An 18207-nucleotide genomic window follows, 5' to 3' on the forward strand; every position below is an offset into this window, starting at 1 on the left:
CCTCACGGAGAGCGGGGCGGACCCATTTCCTGAGCTTCGGGCCCGACGGGCCACGTCACCTCACCCGAACAGCAGCCGGACGACCCCGTAGCTGAGCGCGGCGACCAGCGCCGCCGCCGGCATGGTGATGAACCACCCGAGGATGATGTTCTTGGCGACGCCCCAGCGCACGGCGTTCACCCGCTTGGTGGCCCCCACACCCATGATCGCGGAGGTGATCACATGCGTGGTGGAGATCGGCGCGTGGAACAGGAACGCCGAGCCGAACATGATCGACGCCCCCGTCGTCTCGGCCGCGAACCCCTGCGGCGGGTCCAGCTCGATGATCTTCCGGCCGAGGGTACGCATGATGCGCCAGCCGCCCGCGTACGTACCGGCGGAGAGCATCAGCGCACAGGCGATCTTCACCCAGACCGGAATCTCGTCGTTCGGTCCCTCGACATCGGCGATGACCAGGGCCATCACCACGATGCCCATCGTCTTCTGCGCGTCCTGGAGACCGTGCCCGAGCGCCATACCCGCCGCCGAGACCGTCTGCGCGATACGGAAGCCGCGCTTGGCCTTGTGCGGGTTGGAGTTCCGGAACATCCACATGATCGCGACCATCACCAGATAGCCCGCGAGCAGACCGACGACCGGCGAGATGAACATCGGGATGACGATCTTCTCGAGCACCCCGTCCCAGTGCACCATCGTCCCGCCGGCCAGCGCCGCGCCGACCATGCCGCCGAACAGGGCGTGCGAGGACGAGGACGGCAGGCCGTAGTACCAGGTGACGAGGTTCCAGATGATCGCGCCGACCAGCGCCGCGAAGAGGATTCCCATCCCCTTCGACCCCTCGGGGGTGGCGATGATCCCCTCACTGACGGTCTTGGCGACCCCCTGGCCCAGGAAGGCACCCGCGAGGTTCATCACCGCGGCCATCGCCAGGGCCGCACGCGGGGTCAGTGCCCGGGTGGAGACCGAGGTGGCGATGGCGTTCGCCGAGTCGTGGAAGCCGTTCGTATACGTGAAGCCGAGCGCGACACCAATGGTCACGACCAGCGCAAAGGTGTCCACGAGGTTCAGGACTCCTTGACCGCGATGGTCTCCACGGTGTTCGCAACGTGCTCGAACGCGTCAGCGGCCTCTTCCAGCACATCCACGATCTGCTTGAGCTTCAGCACTTCCATGGCGTCGTACTTGCCGTTGAAGAGCTGCGCGAGCAGCTTGCGGTGGATCTGGTCGGCCTGGTTCTCCAGACGGTTGACCTCGATCCAGTACTCGGTGAGGTTCTCCATCGTCCGCAGGCTGGGCATGGCCTCGGCGGTCAGTTCCGCCGCGCGGGCCAGTACCTCGATCTGCTGCTCGACGCCCTTGGGGAGCTCTTCGACCTGGTACAGCACGACCAGGTCGACGGCCTCCTCCATGAAGTCCATGATGTCGTCGAGCGACGAGGCGAGGTTGTAGATGTCCTCGCGGTCGAAGGGCGTGATGAACGAGGAGTTGAGCTGGTGGAAGATCGCGTGGGTGGCATCGTCCCCCGCGTGCTCCGCTGCCCGCATACGCTCCGCGATCTCGACTCGGGAGGCAGAATCCGCCCCGAGCAGTTCCATCAGGAGCTTCGAGCCCGTGACGATGTTGTCCGCGGATGCGGAGAACATGTCGTAGAAGCTCGTCTCCCTGGGGGTCAGACGAAAGCGCACGTGGGGTCCTCGGGATGCTTTGGATTCGGTCAGGCTGATGCTAGGCGCATCATCCGGCCACGGCTAACCGGCGTTCTTCAGTGTCGCCCATCGGGCACAGTGATCAGCACGGACCCCCGGTCACGTTTCGGCTGGATTCGGTATCATATACCCGCCGGGGGTATATGGACGGCAGGGCAACAGGACAACGGGAGGATGCAATGACCACCACTGAGGCCACTGAGGCAGCCGGTTCCGCGGGCGCGGAGCCGGGCAGCGGGCCGGGCACGGAGTCGGGCGCGGAAGCCGGTACGGCCGCCGTCGTCACCGACCACGACCGCGGTATCCACGGCTACCACCACCAGAAGGACGAGCACCTCAAGCGCCTGCGCCGGATCGAGGGCCAGGTCCGCGGCCTCCAGCGGATGGTCGACGAGGACGTCTACTGCATCGACATACTGACCCAGGTCTCGGCGTCCACGAAGGCACTCCAGTCCTTCGCCCTCCAGCTCCTGGAGGAGCACCTGCGCCACTGCGTCGCCGACGCCGCGGTCAAGGGCGGCGAGGAGATCGACGCGAAGGTCGAGGAGGCCACGAAGGCGATCGCCCGCCTGCTCCGTACCTGAGCCGGAGAGCGAGCCCTGCGACGTGCGGGATGTCACCCCCGGCGGCCTTCCTGCCGGGGGCCCGGCAATGCGGAGCCCGCTAGCAGTCGCTGGTCCCGACGTTGAGCACCTCGTCGATACGGTCCGGACTGAGCCGCTCCTCGATGGCGGCCGACGCCGCGATCATGAGCTCGCCGCAGAGTTCGATCTCGGCCAGAGCCAAACAGTCCTGAGCGTTCGGGGCGCTGAGCGTCACCACGTTGCGTCACCTCTCTCTGCCGTCGCCGACTCCTGGCGCACCGGCTTCCTAGCGTAGGGAGCGGAACACTCACCGCGCATGGCACGGACGGACCATTTCCGACCCCCTCCCTACCGGTCCCCCCGTGCCCTACCGGTCCGTGTCGCCCTGCCCCGTGGCGCCCCGCCCCTGGTCGATCAAGCCCGTGTAGAGGTCCGCCCCCTCCGGCAGCCGCACGGTGACCGGCACCCCGAACCCGTACAACAGCATCGTGGACACCACCGCCACCGCCGGCCCCTCGGAGGCGAAGCTGAAGCGGTGGCGCACCTTGCGCAGCCGCCCCTCCTCGTCGAGGTACGCGTCGAACGGCACCGCGTCCGTGCTGAACCCTTTCGCCGCCGCGCTCAGCGCGCCCCGCGACTCCTTCGACGCGGCCCGCGCCGCCCGCCCGAGGTCCGCGGTCCCCCGGTAGTGATGGACCGTCACCCCGGCGAGCTCCGTCTTCCCCACATACGTCACTTCACCCGCCCCGCGCAGCAGTTCGGCGGCGGCCATCGGATCGGTCACCCCGCCTGTGACGAGGTTCCCGTCCTCCAGGGCCGTCGTGTCGATCCGCACCCACTTCTCGTCCGGCACTCCGGCGCCGCGGTTCTTCATGTACAGCGCGCCCGGGGCCAGCAGCTCGGTGATCGGCCGGTGCCCGTCCTCCCCGGCGGCGTCCTTCGGCAGGACCACCTTGATCTGTCCCAGCTGCCTGCGGAAGTCGTACGTCCCCTGGCCCCTGATCGTCACCCGCGTCCCGCCGGCCGCGGTCTCCATCGACGTACGGGTCTCGGCGCTGCCCGCCGCGGCCAGCACGTCCGCCGCCCGCCGAAGCGTTTCGGCGGAACCGACGGACCCCGGCTCCCCGGCCCGCAGCCGTTCCCCACCGCCGTCTTCACTGCCGCCGCTCCCACCGGAGCACCCGGCGGTGACCGCCATCACGCCCGCCACGGCGAGGGCGCAGACAGCCAGGGCCCCGCCTCCGCACCTGTGCTGCTGCACCACCATCGCCTGCCAACCCCCAACGACCAACCCGGCACGAGCCCCCCACCCGCCCCGCATAACGACCACCGGGGCCCCCCGTCACGCCGCCCGCGCACGCCGTCTCGGCAGCCGCCCCTCTCCGGCACATCGACCGGTGCACCGGCCCTCCGTCCGGGGGCCGCCACCAGTACCGTGGACCCGTGTATGAGGAAGCCCCCACCCAGGCCCTGGACCACACCCGCATCCCGGCTCTCCACACGGCCGGCCGGATGATCCCGACCCAGCCCGGCACCACTCCCGCCGACCCGCATGCCGCCGTTCCACCGCACAGCGTCACGACGGTCGAACGGGGCTCGTTCTGTGTGGCCCGCTGCAGCTGCGGCTGGAAGGGCCCCGCACGCCGGTCCCGCGACCGGGCCCGCACGGACGCCGAAGAGCACCTCTCCACACCCGAGACCCAGGCACGCTGAGCCCGGAGGCCGCACATGACCCGGCCGCACCACCGAAAGGTCCCGACGCCCTCACCCCCGCCCCCGCCGCCCGTCCCCGCGCCCCGGCGCCGTACGGTGCTCACCGCCGGACTGACCGCGGGCGCGGTGGCCGCACTGACGGCGGCCACCGGCTGCGCCGCGAACGGCGAAGGCAGCGCGGGCGGCACGGGTGGCGCATCGGCCACCGGCCGCCCCAAGTCCCCCGCCCCCACTCCCGCGCGCCCCGCCTCCCCCGGCCCCGGCCCCTCGTCCATCGACTGGCGGGCTCTCGGCCGCAGCCTCGACGGCCTCCTCGTACGCCCCGGTGACGCCGCGTACGCGAGTGCCCGACAGCTCTACAACACACGGTTCGACGCGCTGAGGCCCGCGGCGGTCGCGTACGTACGGCACGAAGACGACGTCCGCGAGTGCCTGGCCTTCGCCCGTACGTCAGGTACGCCGGTGGCGATCCGCAGCGGCGGTCACTCGTACGCGGGCTGGTCCAGCGGCAACGGCAGGCTGGTCATCGACGTGTCCTCGCTCGCCCGCGTACAGGGCGACGGCACGATCGGCGCGGGCGCCAGACTCATCGACGTCTACCGGGGCCTGGCCCGCCACGGCCGGACCATCCCCGGCGGCTCCTGCCCGACGGTCGGCATCTCCGGTCTGACGCTCGGCGGCGGCCACGGCGTCGCCTCCCGCGCATACGGCCTGACCTGCGACAACCTGACCTCCGCCACTCTGGTCACCGCCGACGGCCGCACACTCACCGTCGACGCCGACCAGCACCCGGATCTCTTCTGGGCGCTGCGCGGGGCGGGCAACGGCAACTTCGGCGTCGTCACCGAACTCCGCTTCCGCACCCACCCGGCTCCCCCGGCCGTCAGCGGCTTCCTCTCCTTCCCGTGGTCCCGCGCGCAGGCCGTCCTCGCCGCCTGGCAGGTGTGGGGCCCGGAGCAGCCGGACGAGATCTGGTCCTCAGTCCACCTCGACGCGGGTCCGGGCGGGGGGATGCCGACGGTCTCGGTCATCACGTTCTCGCTCGGTACGTACGGGGATCTGCAGAACGCCGTGGACCGGCTCGCCGAGAGGATCGGTGCCTCGGCCTCCTCCGTAACCCTGCGCCGGCGCAGCTTCCTGGAGGCGACGCTCCTGAACGCGGGCTGCTCGGGCCTCACGGAGGCGCAGTGCCACCTGCCGGGCACGACTCCGGGCCGCAACGAGGGCGGGGCGCTCCGGCGCGACAGCTACGCCGCGGCCTCCGACTTCTTCGACCGGCCGCTCTCCGCGGCGGGCCTGCGGGCGCTGATCGACCGGGCGGAGGCATTCACCCGGATACCCGTGGACCAGGGCGGCGGCGAAGGTTCCATAGCGCTCACCGCGCTGGGCGGGGCGGTCAACCGGTTCGACCCGCAGGCAACAGCCTTCATCCACCGCCGCTCACGGGTGCTCGCCCAGTACATCGGCGCCTGGCAGCCGGGGACCTCCGGAACGGCCCAGCAAGGCTGGCTCAAAACCACACACGCGGCGCTGCGCCGGTACGCGTCCGGGGCGGCGTACCAGAACTACGTCGACCCGAATCTGGCCGACTGGAGGAAGGCGTACTACGGCGGGGCGGCCGACCGCCTCACCCGCCTGAAGAGGCAGTACGACCCAACCGGCCTCTTCACCTTCCCCCAGTCCCTTTAGATCCTGTCCCTCTGCCGCCCGTCAGGCGGCGAGGTCCTTCTCTCCCGCACCACCGCCGCCCGACCCGGGCCTCGGCTCGGGAATCCCGAGCGCCATACCCCGGTCGTCGGCTTCCGACGCGGCAAGGGGCCTGCTGGAGCGTACGAGACGGCCGCCCCGGCCGGATCGCGAAACCGCGGTCATCAGCGGCGTCAGCAGGGCCATGGCGAGCGGCGCGAGGAGCAGGGCCACCGCCGTACCGAGAGCGAATCCGCCGACGACGTCCGTCGGGTAGTGGACGCCCATGTAGACGCGGCAGAGCCCTTCGAGGAGCGCGAGGGCGAGGGCGGCGAACCCGAACTTCCGGTTGGCCACGAAGAGGCCGACGGCGATCGCCATCGCCATCGTGGAGTGGTCGCTGACGAACGAGAAGTCCGTCTTGCCCGCCACGAGGACCTCGAGCCCGTCGTGATCGTTGAAGGGGCGTGGCCGCTCCACGAACCCCCGGATCGGGATGTTGATGAGCAGGGCGATCCCGGCGGCCAGCGGCGCCCAGACGATTCCCGCGACGGCCGTGACGGAGTCCTCGGCGGTGCCGCGCCGGCGGACACTCCACCAGCACCACAGAGCCACCAGGACCATGCCGAGCATGATCCCGTACTCACCGACGAACTCCATGATCCGGTCGAACCATGCGGGAGAGGCCTTGGCCAGCCCGTTGATGTCGTAGAGCAGGCTGACGTCGGGGTTCGACCCATCGAGTGCGAGTCCAGCCATCTGCCGCGGCCCCTTGCCTTGTCTGCTGCTGCGGCGCACACAGGCGTGCGCTGCTTCGGTCGACCCCCGTATTCGGTGCGATACCGCGTGGTCCGGACAGTGCCGCATGGTCAGTGCGCATGCTGTCCCAGTCCAGGGAACGGTCTGTCAGCTGCGTACGTTCCGACCTCCACCGAATGATCACCATGACGTTATCGAAGAGTGACTCATCGTCGCAGCTCAGGGCCCAGGCTTCACAGAGAGTTCCGGCCATGGACGGCTGTGCGTCAAGCTTGCGGGAGGTCGGTCGGAAGAGCCGCGGCACCGTCCTTCGTGACCCGGGTCGCACCGAAGTAGTCAGGGGTATCGATCTTGTCGAACCGGATCACGGCACCGGTGAACGGGGCGTTGATCATGTATCCCCCGCCGACGTACAACCCCACATGCCGGATGGCCCGCGAGTTGGTCAGATCATCGGAGAAGAACACGAGATCCCCCGGCAGCAGCTCGTCCCGCGAGGGATGCGGCCCGGCGTTGTACTGATCGTTGGCGACACGTGGCAGCTCGATGTCGACGGTCCGGTACGCGGCCTGGGTCAGCCCGGAACAGTCGAACCGCCCGCCCTGCTCGGCGGTCCCGTTGCCGCCCCACAGATACGGCGTCCCGAGCTTCTTCTGCGCGAAGTAGATGGCCCCGGCCGCCTGCCGCGAGGGCGCGACGCGCCCTATGGGCTTGGCGAAGCTCTTCTCCAGCGACCGGATGATCTTGACGTAGTTCTGCGTCTCCGAGATCGCGGGCACCCCACCCGACCTGATCACCCGGTACGCGCCGGCGTTGTAGGCCGCCAGCATGTTGTTGGTCGGATCGCCCGGCACCTTCTTCACGTACCCGGCGAGCTCGCAGTCGTACGAGGCGGCGGAAGGAATCGCATCGGCCGGGTCCCACACGTCCCGGTCCCCGTCATTGTCCCCGTCAACACCGTGCGCGGCCCAGGTCCCGGGGATGAACTGCGCGATGCCCTGAGCGGCGGCATGACTCTGGGCCCGCGGGTTCCATCCGCTCTCCTGGTACAACTGCGCGGCCAGGAGGGCGGGGTTGATGGCGGGACAGAGGTTGCCCCACTTCTGCACCAGAGGCTGATACCGCGCGGGAACGGCCCCCTTGGCCAGCCCGACGGCCCCACCCCCACCACCCCCGGCGATGCCGGCGGCGGCGGAGTACGTACCGACGACGAGCAGCGCCACGAAGCACAGACACAGCCCGATCCCACCGCCGACGACCACCCAGTATTTCCGCACCCCTCAACCATCCCCCATCCGGGCCCGGTTCATGGGCCGATTCGCTGGTGTGTACGGGTGGAGGGGGCGTGCGAGGGGGTGGTGACGCGGGGTCAGGGGGCTCCGGCTGACCAGAAGTCTGAGCGGATGTTGGGGCGGGGGATGTACTCGCCTTCGAAGGCGGGGGCGGTGGGCTTAGTGGTGGAGTCGGCCACGGTGGACTTCTCTACGCAGGGGCTGTCCACGCGCAAGAACGCTTGCCCCTCGCCACCGAAGCGAAGGCTTACGACGAATCCTTCATCGGTCTGTGCGTAGATTGCCGGAAATTCCTCATCGTTATTTACCGCCTCCATCCGGTAATCGCTCTTACGCCAGAAGCGATCCACGAGACCAAGAAAGCTACCCCGCCGCTCCGGCGAAATAACGGTCATAATTGCGCGCCGACGGGACACATCGCAGCTTCCGGTCGTGGTTGGGCCGTGCGCCCATTTCACGGCCGGGTGAAGCTCACTGAGTACTGCGTCGAGGATTTCATCAGAACGTTCAGCTGCCCCTTGCATGTCCATACTGCCCCTCTTCTCACTCACACACCCAGGCAACACGACACTCAACGCTAAAGTCAGCGTCACGACTCGCAATAGATTCCTCAACGCGGCTCCTCCACCTTGATCCTGTGCGCTTTACCCGCAGCAATCAGAGCAATACTGTCTGCTGACGTGACATCCTTTTCCGGATCGAAGTACTGAGAGTGCGCATCACTCGACACCCCATGCGTACCGACCAATGCCGGCCCGTCATCCACCCGGAAGCGCCTGGCACCAAAAGCTTCGCTCGCGGGATCCTTACCGAACCACCGGTCGTCATCCCCGCGATCCGCCAGTCCGCCTACCACATATCCAACTGGCCCTATAGCGGCTGTTAGATTGCCCTGCAACTTCGATGGAGCCTTGGTAACCACATCATTCTCCGCCGAACCGACAAAGACATGGTCCTTGCCCACACCAAGATCTTCAGCGCGATCCACGCCCACCCCAGGGCTACCAACCAGCACAATGTCATCCAGCCCAGGCACTCCAGCCCCCTGTTGCGTGGCTGCACCTACAGTCCGCGACCCGTACGAATGCCCAATTGCCGTCATATGCGGATTCTCGTTTTCGTTGGTCGCCACCAATCCACCCATGAACCCATTGAAGGCGCGACCACCTGCCTCTGCTCTTTCATCACCTGCGACAGCCAGGCTGTCCAGGCCATCAGGAGCCTGCGGGGCGTCATACCCAAGCCAAACAATCGCCGCGCTGGAGGGGTCGAGCTCACGGGTCGTAGCGGCAGTATCACGCGCACGTTTGAGATCGCTCTCTGCGAACTTCATATCTAGCGATGTATTCAGCCCCGGAACATATGCCGCCACATTCCTAGACCTGTCCGGATTCCCATAGGACACGATCGCTCGACCGTTGCCCTCGTCACCGATACCCAGGAGGTACATCGGCGGCTCGCCCGGCTTGGGGACCAGGTGCAACTGCCGATCAATCTCCCGCAACCCCGCCAGCTTCGTCACCGACTCCTCGTCGTCCCGCCCCTCCAGCTTGCCGATCAGCAACTGGAGGTTGTCGCGGTTGGCCGTGTCGCGGACCAGCGCCGGGATCCCGTCCAGGTTGCCGATCTGGTCCGGGTACACCGCGAGGTACTCCTCCCGCTGTTCCTGCGTCAGACCGGCCCACCACGCCCCGCGTTCCGCCGGAGTCGCGTCCAGCGGGATGTTGTCCTTGAGGTACCCCCGCGCCGCACCCCGTACCGCCGCCGCATCCCCCGCCGCGTCCGTCCACGTCGAGTCCGGGACCTTCAGGCCCTCTTCCGCCCTGAGCCTCCGCAGAAGCCGCGCGTACCGCCAGTCGATCTCGGCCGCCGTCCGTACGGCCTTCACGACCCGGTCCGCGATGTCCTGCGCCTTCGCGGTGTTCGGATTCGGCGCCACCAGCCCGGACGGCGCCACCAGACCCGGCACCCCTCCCCCGGACGCCGTCCCACCCACCAGGGGCTTCCCGTCGACCAGTCCCTCACCCGCCGCCGGATACGTCACCGATCCGTCCGCGTGCACCGTGAACCGCAACGCACCCGCGTCCTCCAACGCATCCGCCAACGCCCGCTGCTGGGCCCTCATCTCGTGGGCCAGACTGTTCAGCGTCGTACGGAGCAGGCCGCACTCCGTATAGACGTACTGGAAGTTCCGGCTCAACTGCCGCAGCCTGCCCACCGCCGCATCCGCCGCCTCGCCCTGCTCCGTCTCCCGCAAACCGTTCAGCAACTGCTGCTCGATCCGGTCACGAGCCGCGTCCGCCCGGTTGCTCGCCCTGCCCCAGCCGTCGGCCGCCCCCTCCAGCTCGGCGCACTTCAGGTCCCGTAACTTCGCCCACGTCAGCGCCGACCCGCTCACCGCGCTCCGCCCCCGCCCCCGGCCGAAACGGGCGCGAACGACGACCGCACGGCCTCGTTCGTCTCACCCTGCGCCCGCGCCACGGCCCGCAGCTTTCCGGCGAGGCTCGCGCACTCGCCCTGCGCGGTCGCGATCCGCCGCTCCCAGGACTCGCGTACGGCACCGAGTTCCGCCAGCGCCGTCAGCTCACCCGCACCCGCCAACAGCCCTTCGTGCGCCGCCCCCAGCTCGGACTTCACCGGCGCAAGATGCGTCCGCATCGCCTCCGCACCCCCCGCCGCCCGCGTCCACGGCCCGTCGCTGTGCTTCAGCGTCCCGCTCCCGCCGGAACCACCACCCCGATGACCGGCCAGGTCACTGAGCCTCTGCTGCCCCACCACGGCCACCCCGCTCACCCCACTTCTTGATCGTGGAGCGGCACTGTCCCAGTTCAGCGGTGCACGACATGCCACACCCACACGGCACCGCGAGCGCCCCGGACCTGCCCGGACCCCTGAATCCCGGGCGTCGCGGACAGCGCGGGCGGACAGCCTGATTCACTCGATCGGTGGAGGGTCCCCGTACCGTGTCCGCGTGATCAGGCCTACTCGGGCGTGGCTGCAGGGGCCTCGGGGCCGCAGGACAGCCGAGCAGCTGCGCTCGCTGTCCTCCCCGGTATCGAGTCCTCAGCCTTCATCGAGCACTCCACGATGCCGGAGCCGTCGACGATCCAGCTGGTCGCTCGGCCCGCCCCCCGTTCGCCGTCACCGCAGGTGTAGCGGAAGTCGGCGGTAACCTGCCGAACCCAGGCGTAGTTCACGTAAGTCCCCGCGCCGTCGATCGTGACGCTGCCGTCGTCATCCGGAGCGGGCCGGCCGACGTCGGCGAACGAGTAGCCCTCGAAGTCGTCGGGTTCCGTGTCTCCGATGTGGACGCCGAGCGAGCGGAGCGCAGCCTCGGCGTCGCCGCCCGCCCCCTTCTCGAACGTGACTGCGACCTTCGGGGTGTGGAGCGTCATCAGCTTGTGCGTGAGCTTGCCCCCTCCCCTGCCCAGGGTCTCTTTCTCAGCAGCACCTGTCAGGACGTCACGCTTGTGGATGTTGAACCATTCGTACGTGGCGTCGTTGCAGGTCCTGGCTCTGACACCGTAGATGGACTCGCTCAAACGGGCCCGCCCCATCCGTACTCCCCCTCGGCCTTCCACGCGCACTCCACCCACAGCAACTTCCCGCCCTGCCCCGGCAGTCCCCCGCACATCGCGTACGCGCCCCAGCTGTCGGCACACATCGATACGAGGTGCAGTCCACGCCCACGCTCGGCGAGCGGCGGCGGTTGCGGTACGCCGCCGGATCCGCGCCCGCCGAAGGGCTCCGGGATCTCCGGGTTGCTGTCCCACACACTGAGCCGGATCCGCTGCCGCCCCGCGCCTCGGAGGCGGAGCGAGTACGCGCCCGTCGAGTGCTGGTACGCGTTGGTGACCATCTCCGTGGCCAACAGCTCGGCGGTATCCGTGAGTTCCGACATGCCGTGCACGCGCAGGACGGCTCTGAGAGTCGTACGTGCCACGCCTGGCGCCCGGGGATCTCGCGGGAGTTGAAGGGTGTAGGCCCAGGGCGGCGTTACGGTGGCCAGGGTCATGGAAGTCTCCGATCACGGAGGGAAGTTGCATGAGGGTTCTTCGCTGCCCAGTGACTGGACCGCTCCGTCGAGCGGGGTACTTCTGGGCGGTGGCCTGAGTCTCAAGGTAGCGAGCTCCAGCTAACGTGTTAACCGAAATTGAGGGAATCCGCAAACTGCCACCCGTGTGGGTGACCAGCCGTTCAAGGAGGCGAACCCGCTCATGAGGACCAACCCAACGGGCCGTCAACTCCGGTTCGGTGGCGAGCTGCGCAAAATGCGCGAGCGCGCGGGCCTGACTGCCACGCAGGCCGGTCAGCTACTTGGCGTGAAGCAGAACCAGATCAGCAACATGGAAGCCGGACGCGTCGGCGTGAGCCCTGAACGAGTGCGCACTCTGGCTCGCCACTACGACTGCTCGGACCAGAACCTGATCACCGCGTTGAGCGATATGACCGCTGACCGCACACGCGGCTGGTGGGAGGAGTACAGGCAGATCCTGCCCACCCCCCTGCTCGACCTGGCAGAAGCCGAGCACCACGCCCGGCAACTTCGTACAGCTGTCACCGTCCACATCCCTGGCCTCTTCCAGACCGCGGAGTACGCCCGCGAAGTGTTCCGCCAGGACGTGCCGGAACTGTCGCCGCCCGACATCGAGCACCGCATCTCGTTCCGCATCAAACGGCAGGCGGTCCTCTTCCGGGACCTACCGATCCCTCAGCAGGTCGTGATCCATGAAGCTGCGCTTCGCATGCAGTTCGGCGGTCCTGGGATGGCCCGCCAGCAGTTGCGGCATCTGCTCGAGACGAGCGAGCGCCACCACATCACCCTTCAGGTGATCCCGTTCTCCGCTGGAGCTTTCTCCGGATCGGGTCAGTCGATCTACTACTTCGCCGGCCAGGTACCGCAGCTCGACACGGTCAACCTGGACCAGTCCCACGGCCCCGTCTTTCTGGACGCCGAGGTCCAGTTGGAGAAATATCGCGTGCTCCTCGGCCGCATGGAAGGCACCGCGCTCGACCGCGAGAAGTCCCGGGACTTCATCCACAACATCGCCCGGAACCTGTGAAGGAGTCCAAGATGCCCTCTCTCGTCTGGCAGAAGTCGTCCTACTGCGCGCAAGGCAACTCCTGCGTGCACGTCGCCGCCCACCAGGGAACGGTCAACCTGACCGAAAGCAGCGACCCCACCGCCTCCATACTCCGCACCACGCCCGCCGCGTGGGCCGCCCTCATTCGTACCGTCAAGGACGACGCCCTCCATGACTGACGACTCACCCGCCGACCTCACCTGGACCCGCGCCGCCCCCGAGGACGCGGAAGGCCCCGGCCCCTGGATCGAGATCGCGTTCGGGACCGCCGACGATCTCGTCCACCTCCGCGAGACCAGCGACCCCGACACCGTCGTCACCACCACACGAGCCAAGTGGGAGGCCTTCACCAAGGGCGTCGTGGCCGGCGAGTTCGACCACTTCGCCGAGACAAGTTCGACCGTCACTCCGGCGCCGTGATCCGTATTCCCTGATACGAGCGCTCGTCACGGCTTCCGCCGTGGTGACCCGTCCTGCGCGGCAGGCTCAGTGTTCAGCTGCGGCCCGGTGGTGTTCCTCGCGGTGGGCGAGCACGTCGGCCATGTGCGTTTCGGCCCAGTCCTTGAGGCCGGCCATGACGTGGTTCAGGGACAGACCGAGTTCGGTGAGCTCGTAGGTGACGGTGACGGGCACGGTGGGCGTGACGGTCCTGGTGACCAGGCCGTCGACTTCCAGGGAGCGCAGGGTCTGGGTGAGCATCTTCTGGCTGGCGCCCGCGATCCGCCGGGACAGTTCGGAATAGCGCATCGGCCGGGGCCCGTCCTCGTGGTCGACCCCGGGGCGGTGCGGGCCGTCGCTGCCGAGCGCCGCGAGGATCAGCGCGACCCATTTGTCGGAGATCCGTTCGAGCAGCTGGCGGCTGGGGCAGCCCGCCATGAACGCGTTGTAGCTCGTCTTCTCCTCGGCCCGCTGCTGGGCCGCAGTCCGCGTCGACATCGATCGCTCCTTCCGTACCCGAGGGCGGCTTACGCACCTTCAAGTGCTCTCTTCCGTCAGGAGGCTAACGAAACCAGCATGGAACTCGGAAGCGATCACCCCATCACAAGGGAACAAAGCCATGAGTGCCGCCACTTTCCGTACCGCTGTCGTCCGCGTCCCGAACGGGCCCGACTCGATCGAGATCATCGACGTGCACGTCGCCGAGCCCGGCCCCGGCCAGATCCGCGTCGCCATCGCCGCGGCGACGGTCAACCCCACCGACCTGGGCGTCGCAGCGGGCTTCTTCCACACGATCGGGCTGGTGAAGCAGCCCGAATACACCGGTCTGGGATGGGAGTTCGCCGGCGTCGTGGACGCGGCCGGGCCGGGCGTCGACCTGGCCGTCGGCACCCGGGTGGCCGGTCTGGTGGTCGGATTCGACCGCGATTACGGCACGTACGCCGAGCAGATCGTGGTCGCGGCGGCCGACGTCGCCCCGGTCCCCGACGGGCTGGACCTGCTGGCCGCGACCACGGTCCCTCTCAACGGGCTGGCCGCAGCGCAGGTCGTCGACCTGCTCGGCGATGCTCCCGCCGGGGGCGGCCGGCTGCTGGTGACCGGCGCCGCGGGGGCGGTCGGGGCGAACGTCACCGTCCTCGCCCCGGAACGCGGCTGGCAGGTGACCGGGCTCGCCCGCGCCGGCGACGAGGAGTTCGTCCGCGGCCTCGGTGCCGACTTCACCGCACACGCCGAGCCGGAATGGGACGCGGTCGTCGACCCCGCGCAACTCAATGACCAGGCCGTCAAGCTGGTCCGCGACGGCGGCGCCTACGTCGGCATGCGGCCCGGCCTCGAACCCCCCACCGCGCGTGGAATCTCGGTCACCTCCGTGGTCACCGCTCTCGACCGCGCCCGACTGGCCGACCTCCTCACCCGCACCGCCGCGGGCGAACTGCCGGCCCGCGTCCACGCGGTCGTCCCCCTGGACCAGGCCGCCGACGCCCACCGGGCCACCGCCAAGGGCGGCTTCCGCGGGCGCTACATCATCTGCCCCTGACCAGCCCGGCGCCGAGTGCGCCGCCGACCGGGCCCACAGGCACCTGCCCGCCGGGGGCCTCGAACGCCAGGGGCTGGTCCCTGCTGCGCGGCCGACCCAGCTATCAGTGGGAGCCGGTTCGAAGCGGGAGCGGGGTCGAGGGCCGTGTTTCAGCATCGCGCAGGCCCTGGGTGGTGACCCGGAAGGCGAGTGGGATCGCGGCGAGGGTGAGGCCGAGGGCTGCGGCGATGAAGGTGGCACGGATCCCCAGGCCGCGTCCGAGCAGGCCGCCACCGAGGGCTCCGAGGGGGACGACTCCCAGGACGATCAGGCGGTAGGCGGCGGTGACGCGGCCGAGGAGTTCGTCGGGGACCGCTGCTTGGCGCAGGGTGCTGACGACGATCTGGTTCAGTGAGGTGGCAAGAGCGGCGCCGAACATCGCGGCCAGGGCCAGGGGTGTGCTGTTACCCAGTCCGAGGACGGCGTAGCCGGCGGCCGGCGTGAGGGCGGCGAGCCAGGTGGTGGGGCCGCCGCCGATGCGGGGCACGACGTGTTCGGCGAGCAGTGAGCCGGCGATCGCGCCGGCTGCGGGAACGGCGATGAACAGGCCGTAGTTCGACATCGCCAGTTGGTACGGCCCGGTGATCAGCAGGACGAGGAGTCCACCGGTGGCCGCGCCGAAGAAGTTGATCGCCGCCGAGATGAACGCGACTCGGCGCAGTAGGTCGTGGCGCCAGAAGTGTGCCCATCCGGAGCGGATGTCCTGCGTGATGGTGGTCGGGTTCGAGCGGCGGTGCTCGTGTTCCTCGCCGGTGGGGCGCAGCGCGGGCAGCAGCAGGGCCGCCAGGCCGGCGAGGGCGAAAGCGGCCGCGCCGGTGTAAAAGGCCGCCGATGCCGCCAGCGCGAACAACGCCGCGCCGGCGGGCGGACCGATGAACGTGTTGATGACGGACTGTGTGGCGAACAGCCTGCCGTTGGCGCGCTCGAGCTTCTCGCGGGGCAATAGGCGGGGCGGGATGGCCAGAGCGGCGTTGTCGACCAGCGTTTCAGCGCAGCCGGCGATGAACACCGCGGCGTAGAGAAGTCCGACGTGGTGCCATCCGTTGGCCAGGGCGACGGCGAGCAGCGCGAACCCCGCCGCGCGCAGGCAGTTGCCGAGGACGAGTATCCGGCGCCTGTCCATGCGGTCGGCCATCGCACCGGCGGGGAGGGTTGCGAGCAGCCATGGCAGGAACTGCACCACCGTCATGCCCGCCACCACGAGCGGGTCGCGGGTCAGCGTGGCGACGAGCAGCGGTGCGGCTGCCTGCAACACCCCGTCGGCGAGGTTCGAGGACGCTTGGGACGTCCACAGTGCGGTGAACGGTCTGAGGGCGGCGACGGGCACGCTCGTTCTCCTGGCGGTGATCTCATGGATGATTGGCCGATTAGGCATGATGCCAAGAGGATCACCTCACATGCAATAATGCTTTTGCCCGTGAGAGCCGCCTTACGGGCGCGAGCGCCTTGCGCCGGCGGGAGGAGCTGATGGTGAGGTTCGGCCACATCGCGGGTGACCGCATGCTCGACCTGGTGAACACCGTTGCCTGGCGGCTCGGCGGGCCCGAACGCGTTGAGTCCCTGAGGACCTTCTCCGACGTCGTCGAGTGGTGCGTTGAATCCGACCTGATCAGCACAGGTGAGGCCGCCGCCCTGCATGACCTCGCAGGCCGGGACGGTGCCCGGGCCGAGCGGGAACGGGAGCAGGTCGTCGAAGCGCGGGAGAGTGCCTACGGAGCCCTCTTCGACGACGACCCCGAAGCCGCCGCAGATCTCGCGAGCATGTACCGGGCGGCGATCGCCACGGCCGACCTGGTCCACGCAGGCGACCGCTGGCAATGGCAGGACCGTGACGCCGGTCTCTGCCTGCCCCGCAATCGCATCGTCCGCGGGCTTGTGGGTCTTACCCAGCGCGACGACCTCGACCGCCTCCACCAATGCGAAGACGCCAAGTGCGGATGGGTCTACCTGGACACGTCACCGCGGCGGAACCGCCGCTGGTGCAACACGAAGGACTGCGGCGACCGCAACCGCGCCCGCGCTTACTACGCTCGGCAGAAGGCGAAGAGCCACCAGCCCTGATTCATCCACCGGACAGCGCCAAGAGTTCTGCCCGGCCGGACGAACGACTGCCATGTCTCCACCCGGACCAAGATCCGGCCCGGGCTGGAGAAGGCGCTCAAGCTCGCCGGCTAGGCGGGCTGCGGGGCGGGCGTTGCCGGTGCGGCCACCGCGACGTTGCGGGTCTCGCGCGTGATCAGCAGGCCGTTGACCACCATCAGCGTCGCGGTCAGGCAGTGGACGCCGAGCGCGGTGGCCACGGAGCCTTGGTGGGCCAGCACGTTGGCCATGTCGCCGTACGCGGCGAGTGCCTCCACCAGCAGCACCCAGCCCAGCGCCCGGCGGTGGCCCGTCACCAGCAGGATGCCCAGGACCAGGGCCAGGACGACGTCGCGGATTCCCTTGATGACCAGGAAGCCGTCGCCGTCGCCGGACGGCCGGCTCGGCAGGCCGTAGCCCGGCGCCATCGTCTCCGGACTCAGGATGTACCCCGTCCCGAACCAGAGGATGAAGAGGATGAAGGTGGCGGCCAGGACGGTGTTGATCTTCTTCAGCGACATGTTCTTCTCCATGCGAGTCGTCGTCAGCTTGGTGAGCCGCTCGGGGAGCGGGGATCGTGTGACACCGGCGCGGTGTCGGCCCGTGGGCTCAGGCGAGGGCGGCGACCAGCAGGGCGAAGGCGGCGATGATGACGGCGACGCGGACGTAGTGGAAGCGGTCCCAGCGGTTCATCTGCTCCTTCCAGTCCTCGGGCCGGTTCTCGGGGGTCCACTTCTTGTTCCGGTTGTTGATCGGGACGAGCAGCAGGATCGACATGACCACGCTGAGGATCAGCAGCGCGCCGGCGGTGACAACGAGGCCGGTGCCCTGGTCGTGCCATCCGGCGACGGCCCAGACCGCGACGAGGACGAGCGAGGTGATGTACCAGACGGGCATTACGGCGCCGAGCATCCGGCCCCCGTGGGCGCGGCCCAGTTGGCCGCTGTCCTCGGGGAGTGCGTTGAGGATCGGGTTGATGACGAAGGCGACGGAGAACTCCACCCCCACCATCACGCCGACGACCACGGTGGTGAATACCTCGAGTGCGTTGAGCATGATGACCCCTCCTGGGATCTAGCGTCGCTAGGTGATGAGGCAACGCTAGCGCTACTGCCGCTCGGTTGTCTAGCGGTGCTAGGATCGAATCATGTCAGTACAGGAACGCAAGCAGCGCGAACGGGCGGTCCGCGAACGGCTCATCGTGGCGACGGCCCGCGAACTCGCCGAGCAGCAGGGCTGGGACGCGGTCACCACCCGCCGGCTCGCCGAGCGCATCGAGTACAGCCAGCC

At 68.9% G+C, this 18207-nt stretch carries 24 protein-coding genes; 9 read left to right on the forward strand and 15 right to left on the reverse strand.

What is annotated here, in order from left to right:
• Positions 1–60 precede the first annotated feature (60 nt).
• Together ACWGO0_RS35855 and ACWGO0_RS35860 are read right to left on the reverse strand one after the other, a co-directional pair.
• On the reverse strand, positions 61–1059 hold the full coding sequence (locus ACWGO0_RS35855; RefSeq protein WP_453544437.1) for an anion permease: 999 nt from the start codon (positions 1057–1059) through the stop codon (positions 61–63).
• A gap of 5 nt (positions 1060–1064) precedes the next feature.
• Positions 1065–1685 (reverse strand): DUF47 domain-containing protein, encoded by a 621-nt coding sequence (locus tag ACWGO0_RS35860; protein ID WP_073720505.1) that lies wholly within the window; start codon positions 1683–1685, stop codon positions 1065–1067.
• A gap of 200 nt (positions 1686–1885) precedes the next feature.
• Here ACWGO0_RS35860 and ACWGO0_RS35865 point away from each other — a divergent pair, with 200 nt between their 5' ends.
• Positions 1886–2290, forward strand: a complete 405-nt coding sequence (locus ACWGO0_RS35865) for a metal-sensitive transcriptional regulator (RefSeq protein WP_453544439.1) — start codon at positions 1886–1888, stop codon at positions 2288–2290.
• 79 nt (positions 2291–2369) lie between these two features.
• Here the strand turns inward: ACWGO0_RS35865 and ACWGO0_RS35870 are convergent, their stop codons facing one another.
• On the reverse strand, positions 2370–2528 hold the full coding sequence (locus ACWGO0_RS35870) for a hypothetical protein (RefSeq protein WP_453544441.1): 159 nt from the start codon (positions 2526–2528) through the stop codon (positions 2370–2372).
• Between the two features lie 129 nt (positions 2529–2657).
• Positions 2658–3557, reverse strand: a complete 900-nt coding sequence (locus tag ACWGO0_RS35875; protein WP_453544443.1) for a hypothetical protein — start codon at positions 3555–3557, stop codon at positions 2658–2660.
• A gap of 245 nt (positions 3558–3802) precedes the next feature.
• Between ACWGO0_RS35875 and ACWGO0_RS35880 the strand changes: the two genes are divergently transcribed.
• Positions 3803–4003: a hypothetical protein gene (locus ACWGO0_RS35880; RefSeq protein ID WP_453544477.1), complete on the forward strand. Its 201-nt coding sequence runs from the start codon at positions 3803–3805 to the stop codon at positions 4001–4003.
• Between the two features lie 15 nt (positions 4004–4018).
• Positions 4019–5692: an FAD-binding oxidoreductase gene (locus ACWGO0_RS35885; protein WP_453544445.1), complete on the forward strand. Its 1674-nt coding sequence runs from the start codon at positions 4019–4021 to the stop codon at positions 5690–5692.
• A 21-nt stretch (positions 5693–5713) separates the two neighbouring features.
• On the opposite strand, the gene ACWGO0_RS35890 is transcribed toward ACWGO0_RS35885, so the two are convergent.
• The 7 genes from ACWGO0_RS35890 to ACWGO0_RS35920 form a co-directional block, all read right to left on the reverse strand.
• Positions 5714–6448 (reverse strand): phosphatase PAP2 family protein, encoded by a 735-nt coding sequence (locus ACWGO0_RS35890; RefSeq protein WP_453544447.1) that lies wholly within the window; start codon positions 6446–6448, stop codon positions 5714–5716.
• 266 nt (positions 6449–6714) lie between these two features.
• Positions 6715–7725: an NlpC/P60 family protein gene (locus ACWGO0_RS35895; protein WP_453544449.1), complete on the reverse strand. Its 1011-nt coding sequence runs from the start codon at positions 7723–7725 to the stop codon at positions 6715–6717.
• Positions 7726–7817: 92 nt separating this feature from the next.
• Complete coding sequence (locus ACWGO0_RS35900) at positions 7818–8270, reverse strand: hypothetical protein (protein WP_453544451.1); 453 nt, start codon at positions 8268–8270, stop codon at positions 7818–7820.
• A gap of 80 nt (positions 8271–8350) precedes the next feature.
• Positions 8351–10138, reverse strand: coding sequence for an alpha/beta hydrolase (locus ACWGO0_RS35905; protein WP_453544453.1), 1788 nt, complete (start codon positions 10136–10138; stop codon positions 8351–8353).
• A complete protein-coding gene (locus ACWGO0_RS35910; protein ID WP_453544455.1) occupies positions 10135–10398 on the reverse strand; it encodes a hypothetical protein in 264 nt (87 codons plus the stop codon). Before ACWGO0_RS35910 ends, ACWGO0_RS35905 begins: the two co-directional genes overlap by 4 nt.
• A 323-nt stretch (positions 10399–10721) precedes the next feature.
• A complete protein-coding gene (locus tag ACWGO0_RS35915) occupies positions 10722–11282 on the reverse strand; it encodes a hypothetical protein (RefSeq protein ID WP_453544457.1) in 561 nt (186 codons plus the stop codon).
• Positions 11279–11755 carry an ATP-binding protein gene (locus ACWGO0_RS35920; protein ID WP_453544459.1) on the reverse strand — a complete coding sequence of 159 codons (477 nt, stop codon included), beginning with the start codon at positions 11753–11755 and terminating at the stop codon, positions 11279–11281. Before ACWGO0_RS35920 ends, ACWGO0_RS35915 begins: the two co-directional genes overlap by 4 nt.
• 202 nt (positions 11756–11957) lie before the next feature.
• On the opposite strand from ACWGO0_RS35920, the gene ACWGO0_RS35925 reads away from it, so the two are divergent.
• Genes ACWGO0_RS35925 through ACWGO0_RS35935 form a run of 3 tightly spaced genes read left to right on the forward strand, consistent with a single transcriptional unit; the run spans position 11958 to position 13244 of the window.
• Positions 11958–12803, forward strand: a complete 846-nt coding sequence (locus tag ACWGO0_RS35925; protein ID WP_453544461.1) for a helix-turn-helix domain-containing protein — start codon at positions 11958–11960, stop codon at positions 12801–12803.
• 11 nt (positions 12804–12814) lie between these two features.
• Positions 12815–13003, forward strand: a complete 189-nt coding sequence (locus tag ACWGO0_RS35930; RefSeq protein ID WP_453544463.1) for a DUF397 domain-containing protein — start codon at positions 12815–12817, stop codon at positions 13001–13003.
• Positions 12996–13244, forward strand: coding sequence for a DUF397 domain-containing protein (locus ACWGO0_RS35935; RefSeq protein ID WP_453544465.1), 249 nt, complete (start codon positions 12996–12998; stop codon positions 13242–13244). Before ACWGO0_RS35930 ends, ACWGO0_RS35935 begins: the two co-directional genes overlap by 8 nt.
• 66 nt (positions 13245–13310) lie before the next feature.
• Here ACWGO0_RS35935 and ACWGO0_RS35940 read toward each other — a convergent pair whose 3' ends face one another.
• A complete protein-coding gene (locus ACWGO0_RS35940) occupies positions 13311–13760 on the reverse strand; it encodes a winged helix-turn-helix transcriptional regulator (protein ID WP_453544467.1) in 450 nt (149 codons plus the stop codon).
• A 121-nt stretch (positions 13761–13881) separates the two neighbouring features.
• Between ACWGO0_RS35940 and ACWGO0_RS35945 the strand changes: the two genes are divergently transcribed.
• Positions 13882–14799, forward strand: coding sequence for an NADP-dependent oxidoreductase (locus ACWGO0_RS35945; RefSeq protein ID WP_453544469.1), 918 nt, complete (start codon positions 13882–13884; stop codon positions 14797–14799).
• 103 nt (positions 14800–14902) lie between these two features.
• On the opposite strand, the gene ACWGO0_RS35950 is transcribed toward ACWGO0_RS35945, so the two are convergent.
• Positions 14903–16165, reverse strand: a complete 1263-nt coding sequence (locus ACWGO0_RS35950) for an MFS transporter (RefSeq protein ID WP_453544471.1) — start codon at positions 16163–16165, stop codon at positions 14903–14905.
• Between the two features lie 140 nt (positions 16166–16305).
• Between ACWGO0_RS35950 and ACWGO0_RS35955 the strand changes: the two genes are divergently transcribed.
• Complete coding sequence (locus ACWGO0_RS35955; RefSeq protein ID WP_453544473.1) at positions 16306–16899, forward strand: CGNR zinc finger domain-containing protein; 594 nt, start codon at positions 16306–16308, stop codon at positions 16897–16899.
• Between the two features lie 110 nt (positions 16900–17009).
• Here the strand turns inward: ACWGO0_RS35955 and ACWGO0_RS35960 are convergent, their stop codons facing one another.
• Positions 17010–17438, reverse strand: coding sequence for a DUF4267 domain-containing protein (locus tag ACWGO0_RS35960; RefSeq protein ID WP_453544479.1), 429 nt, complete (start codon positions 17436–17438; stop codon positions 17010–17012).
• A gap of 88 nt (positions 17439–17526) precedes the next feature.
• Positions 17527–17973, reverse strand: coding sequence for an anthrone oxygenase family protein (locus tag ACWGO0_RS35965; RefSeq protein WP_453544475.1), 447 nt, complete (start codon positions 17971–17973; stop codon positions 17527–17529).
• A 91-nt stretch (positions 17974–18064) separates the two neighbouring features.
• On the opposite strand from ACWGO0_RS35965, the gene ACWGO0_RS35970 reads away from it, so the two are divergent.
• The coding region (locus ACWGO0_RS35970) for a TetR family transcriptional regulator (RefSeq protein ID WP_453541364.1) at positions 18065–18207 on the forward strand (143 nt) is incomplete at its 3' end.

The sequence above is a fragment of the Streptomyces sp. NPDC055749 genome, from assembly GCF_053617235.1.

Coding starts and splice junctions, on each gene's coding strand:
- ACWGO0_RS35930 (WP_453544463.1), top strand. CDS start 12,815: ATGCCCTCTCTCGTCTGGCAGAAGTCGTCCTACTGCGCGCAAGGCAAC.
- ACWGO0_RS35920 (WP_453544459.1), bottom strand. CDS start 11,755: ATGACCCTGGCCACCGTAACGCCGCCCTGGGCCTACACCCTTCAACTC.
- ACWGO0_RS35900 (WP_453544451.1), bottom strand. CDS start 8,270: ATGGACATGCAAGGGGCAGCTGAACGTTCTGATGAAATCCTCGACGCA.
- ACWGO0_RS35935 (WP_453544465.1), top strand. CDS start 12,996: ATGACTGACGACTCACCCGCCGACCTCACCTGGACCCGCGCCGCCCCC.
- ACWGO0_RS35890 (WP_453544447.1), bottom strand. CDS start 6,448: ATGGCTGGACTCGCACTCGATGGGTCGAACCCCGACGTCAGCCTGCTC.
- ACWGO0_RS35945 (WP_453544469.1), top strand. CDS start 13,882: ATGAGTGCCGCCACTTTCCGTACCGCTGTCGTCCGCGTCCCGAACGGG.
- ACWGO0_RS35965 (WP_453544475.1), bottom strand. CDS start 17,973: ATGCTCAACGCACTCGAGGTATTCACCACCGTGGTCGTCGGCGTGATG.
- ACWGO0_RS35960 (WP_453544479.1), bottom strand. CDS start 17,438: ATGTCGCTGAAGAAGATCAACACCGTCCTGGCCGCCACCTTCATCCTC.
- ACWGO0_RS35875 (WP_453544443.1), bottom strand. CDS start 3,557: ATGGTGGTGCAGCAGCACAGGTGCGGAGGCGGGGCCCTGGCTGTCTGC.
- ACWGO0_RS35925 (WP_453544461.1), top strand. CDS start 11,958: ATGAGGACCAACCCAACGGGCCGTCAACTCCGGTTCGGTGGCGAGCTG.
- ACWGO0_RS35940 (WP_453544467.1), bottom strand. CDS start 13,760: ATGTCGACGCGGACTGCGGCCCAGCAGCGGGCCGAGGAGAAGACGAGC.
- ACWGO0_RS35880 (WP_453544477.1), top strand. CDS start 3,803: ATGATCCCGACCCAGCCCGGCACCACTCCCGCCGACCCGCATGCCGCC.
- ACWGO0_RS35955 (WP_453544473.1), top strand. CDS start 16,306: ATGGTGAGGTTCGGCCACATCGCGGGTGACCGCATGCTCGACCTGGTG.
- ACWGO0_RS35885 (WP_453544445.1), top strand. CDS start 4,019: ATGACCCGGCCGCACCACCGAAAGGTCCCGACGCCCTCACCCCCGCCC.
- ACWGO0_RS35910 (WP_453544455.1), bottom strand. CDS start 10,398: ATGCGGACGCATCTTGCGCCGGTGAAGTCCGAGCTGGGGGCGGCGCAC.
- ACWGO0_RS35865 (WP_453544439.1), top strand. CDS start 1,886: ATGACCACCACTGAGGCCACTGAGGCAGCCGGTTCCGCGGGCGCGGAG.